5 protein-coding genes are annotated in these 3,144 nt (G+C 45.9%); 3 read left to right on the plus strand and 2 right to left on the minus strand.

Going from position 1 to position 3,144, the window contains the following annotated elements:
- The coding region (locus Q0438_RS10520; RefSeq protein ID WP_299190709.1) for a hypothetical protein at window positions 1-288 on the plus strand (288 nt) is incomplete at its 5' end.
- 139 nt (window positions 289-427) lie between these two features.
- Here Q0438_RS10520 and Q0438_RS10525 read toward each other — a convergent pair.
- Window positions 428-868, minus strand: coding sequence for a hypothetical protein (locus tag Q0438_RS10525; RefSeq protein WP_299190711.1), 441 nt, complete (start codon window positions 866-868; stop codon window positions 428-430).
- 85 nt (window positions 869-953) lie between these two features.
- Window positions 954-1,307, minus strand: coding sequence for a Fur family transcriptional regulator (locus tag Q0438_RS10530; RefSeq protein WP_299190713.1), 354 nt, complete (start codon window positions 1,305-1,307; stop codon window positions 954-956).
- A gap of 113 nt (window positions 1,308-1,420) precedes the next feature.
- Between Q0438_RS10530 and Q0438_RS10535 the strand changes: the two genes are divergently transcribed.
- The gene (locus Q0438_RS10535) at window positions 1,421-2,365 is read left to right on the plus strand and encodes a zinc ABC transporter substrate-binding protein (RefSeq protein WP_299190715.1); all 945 of its coding nucleotides are present in this window, start codon (window positions 1,421-1,423) and stop codon (window positions 2,363-2,365) included.
- A 3-nt stretch (window positions 2,366-2,368) separates the two neighbouring features.
- Window positions 2,369-3,144: DUF1007 family protein (locus tag Q0438_RS10540; protein ID WP_299190716.1), on the plus strand; the 776-nt coding region annotated here is incomplete at its 3' end.

Here is a 3,144-nt window from a genome sequence, read left to right on the forward strand (position 1 = left end):
GCAAATTTTAAATTTTGCAGGTACGCCGCTTCGCAAAGCGTAAAATTTAACCCGCAGGCGGCGGCGAAAGTAAAATCAAATTTATTAAATCCAAAATGCCCGACCACCGAAGCAAAGAGTAAAATTTCAAAAAGAGCGATCTGCACGCATAAGCAGAACCGCCGTCTAATCAGGGTGCATCAAATTGGCGGCGACATAATGCCGCAAAACGGCGGAAGTCTTGAGCTGCTACGGAGTAAATTTACGCCGATGCGCGCGGCAATATCGACAATTATCTCGCGGGAATGAAATTTAAAATTTAGATGCAGCATTTTTATATCTTTGCAAACAACCTCAGCGCCGAGGCCTTGAGCGCATAAAAATTTACGCGCCGCGCAAAATACAAGGTCGCTACAAGAGCATAAATTTTAAAATTTCAAATACTGAGTTATTCAAATAGCTTTGCTTCCAAGCCGTGAAGCCTCTGCAAGCCTATGCTAATATATTCGTTTAGCTTTTCGTTATTTTCCAGCAGTTTGTCGTAGTAGCCCTTCGCCTTCTCCCTGGTCGCGGCATCGGGCTCGATATACTTCAGTCCGCTTTTGAAAAAACCTTTCGCCTCCGTGAAATAAAGATTATGAATTTTCTCGCAGTGCGCAAGCCCCGAGTCGGTAAAGCTCAAAATCGACTCGTACGCAATATTTCCCAGCAGCTCCTGTAGCCTATTTGCGGGATTTTTTAAAAAATCGGCGAATTCTTTATATGGAGTAAAAACCTGATCGAGATTTTTCATGGCGTCGCCGTAGATACCCTTTTTAAGGCGAAACATCGTCATCTCTTGAGAATTTACAAACTTCTCGATGGCTTTGATAGTATCGTTTTTATTCACTGAAATTTTTCCCTTTTAAAATATGAAATGCTCGGATTATATCGTTTCTTTTATAAAAATCCGTTAAATCGCGCGCCGCTTCCTATCAGCCGCCGCATTCGTCGCACAGACCGCGCACGAGCACGCTTTTGACGTTTTTTTGCGGCAGAGCGGGCATCGAAATTTCCTCCATCTTGTGGCAATTCTCACAGACGAAATAGGCTTTTGCGCTGCTGCTTAGCTCGTAAAAGCTCTTGTGATTATTTTCGCTCGCGATTATTAAATTTTTCTCTTCCAAAAGCGCAATATTGCGATAGATCGTGGTTTTATTCGCACCCGTAATCTCAACTAGCTCGTCGCAACTTACCGGGGCTTTTTTGTCGTTTAAAATTTTCACGATCTGGCCGCGAAGCGCCGTGTAAGCGATATCATGGTTCGCTAAAAAATCTTTGGGATCCATTTTGCGCCTTTTTTAAAATTTGAGCGATGATAGCGAAATTTAGATAAATTTATATTAAGTTGCAACTAAGTTGCATACGATATACTTTCGCAATTTTTTCGGAAAGGAATTTTATGAAAAAGATTGTTTTCGCGCTTTTTGCGATGAGTTGCGCATTGTTTGCCAAACCTACGGTCAGTACGACCATACTTCCGACGAAGTATTTCGTCGAGCAGATCGCGGGCGATACGCTACAGGTAAATACGATGGTCGGCAAGGGCGCCGATCCGCACACATACGAGCCCAAGCCTTCGGAGATGAAGATGGTGCAAAACAGCGATCTGTATTTTGCAGTCGGTATAGAATTTGATGAAATTTGGCTACCGAAGCTTGCCGCGGCGTATCCGAAGATGAAGATAATCCGCACCGAAGAGGGTATCGAAAAGATAGCTATGGCGGCACACCATCATGACGAGCACGACGCACATCATCACGACGCGCACGATCATAGCGCTCATCACGATGAGAAGGAGCACAAAGCACACCGCGATCACGATGAAAAAGAGCATCACGCCGAGCACCATCACCACCATGACGGCTTAGACCCGCATATCTGGCTCGATCCGCAGCTAGCAAAGATCCAGGCCAAAAATATTAAAGACGCGTTAACCAAACAGTATCCTAAGAATGCTAAAATTTACGAAGCAAATTTCGATAAATTTGCTAAAAAGCTTGACGAGCTGGACGCTTACGCGAAGCAGAAATTAGCGGGCGTCAAGGGAAAGAAATTTATGGTTTATCATCCGTCTTGGGGCTATTTCGCGCACCGATACGACCTGGAGCAGATCGCGGTCGAAGTAGAGGGCAAGGAGCCCAAGCCTGCGGATTTAGCCGAGCTGATCGAGGAAGCCAAAGAGGAAAAGATCAAGGTGATTTTCGTCGCACCGCAGTTTTCCAAAAAGGCAGCGCAAACCATCGCCGCGCAAACGGGCGCAAAGGTGATAGAGATCGATCAGCTACCGCTAGATTGGTACGAGACGATGAAAAAGACGATCGACGTTTTCGGAGAAAATTTGTAGTTGATGAAATTTGTAAAAATTTTACTTTTATCCGCGATCTTTAGCTCGCGGATATTTGCGTGCGCTCTGTGCGCCTTATACACGCCCACTGCGCACGTTAGCATCGCCCCCGTCGCACAAGACGGCAAGATCACAAGCCTGCATTTCTCGTGGCTCTTCTCTCAAAATTTCACCGACGTCATAATGCAGACCTACGATATAAATTCCAACGGCAGGTTCGAAAGTAGCGAGCTTGCCGAGATAACCAAAGCGATGACCGATTATCTAAGCCCGAAAAACTATCTTTGCGAGGCGGAATTTTACGATCAAGCGCCGAAAAGCGCAAAGCCCGCACTGAGCAACCTCGTAGGCACGCAGATCAAGGGAAATTTTAAAAACGCAAAAAGCCTCATCAAAAAGGGCAGGCTTGCGTTCGAGTTCGATCAAGAGGTCGGTTTCGAGCTGCGAAACGGCCGCGTTCTTAAAATTTCCATTAACGACGATCAGGGATTTTTCAATTTCAAAATGGTTGACGACAAGCCATTTGATCTTGGCGGCGGCTTTGTAGCGAAGCCCAATTCAAATTTAGCCGCCACTTTTATAGAATTTAGCGGAGAAAAACCCAAGCTTGCAGAGAAAAAGCCGTCTATTTCAAGCGCGCCGAGCTCCGATTTAACACAGGACGGTCTCGCATCTAGCGAGCAAGGCCTTGCGGAATCCGAGGATAAACTTGCGCAGGGTGGGCAAGCCAAGCAGCCAAATATGGGCTCTGCGCGCAAATCAAACCAAAGATCGGTCGG

Source organism: uncultured Campylobacter sp., assembly GCF_938030785.1.
In the GTDB taxonomy this organism is placed as follows: Bacteria; Campylobacterota; Campylobacteria; order Campylobacterales; family Campylobacteraceae; genus Campylobacter_B.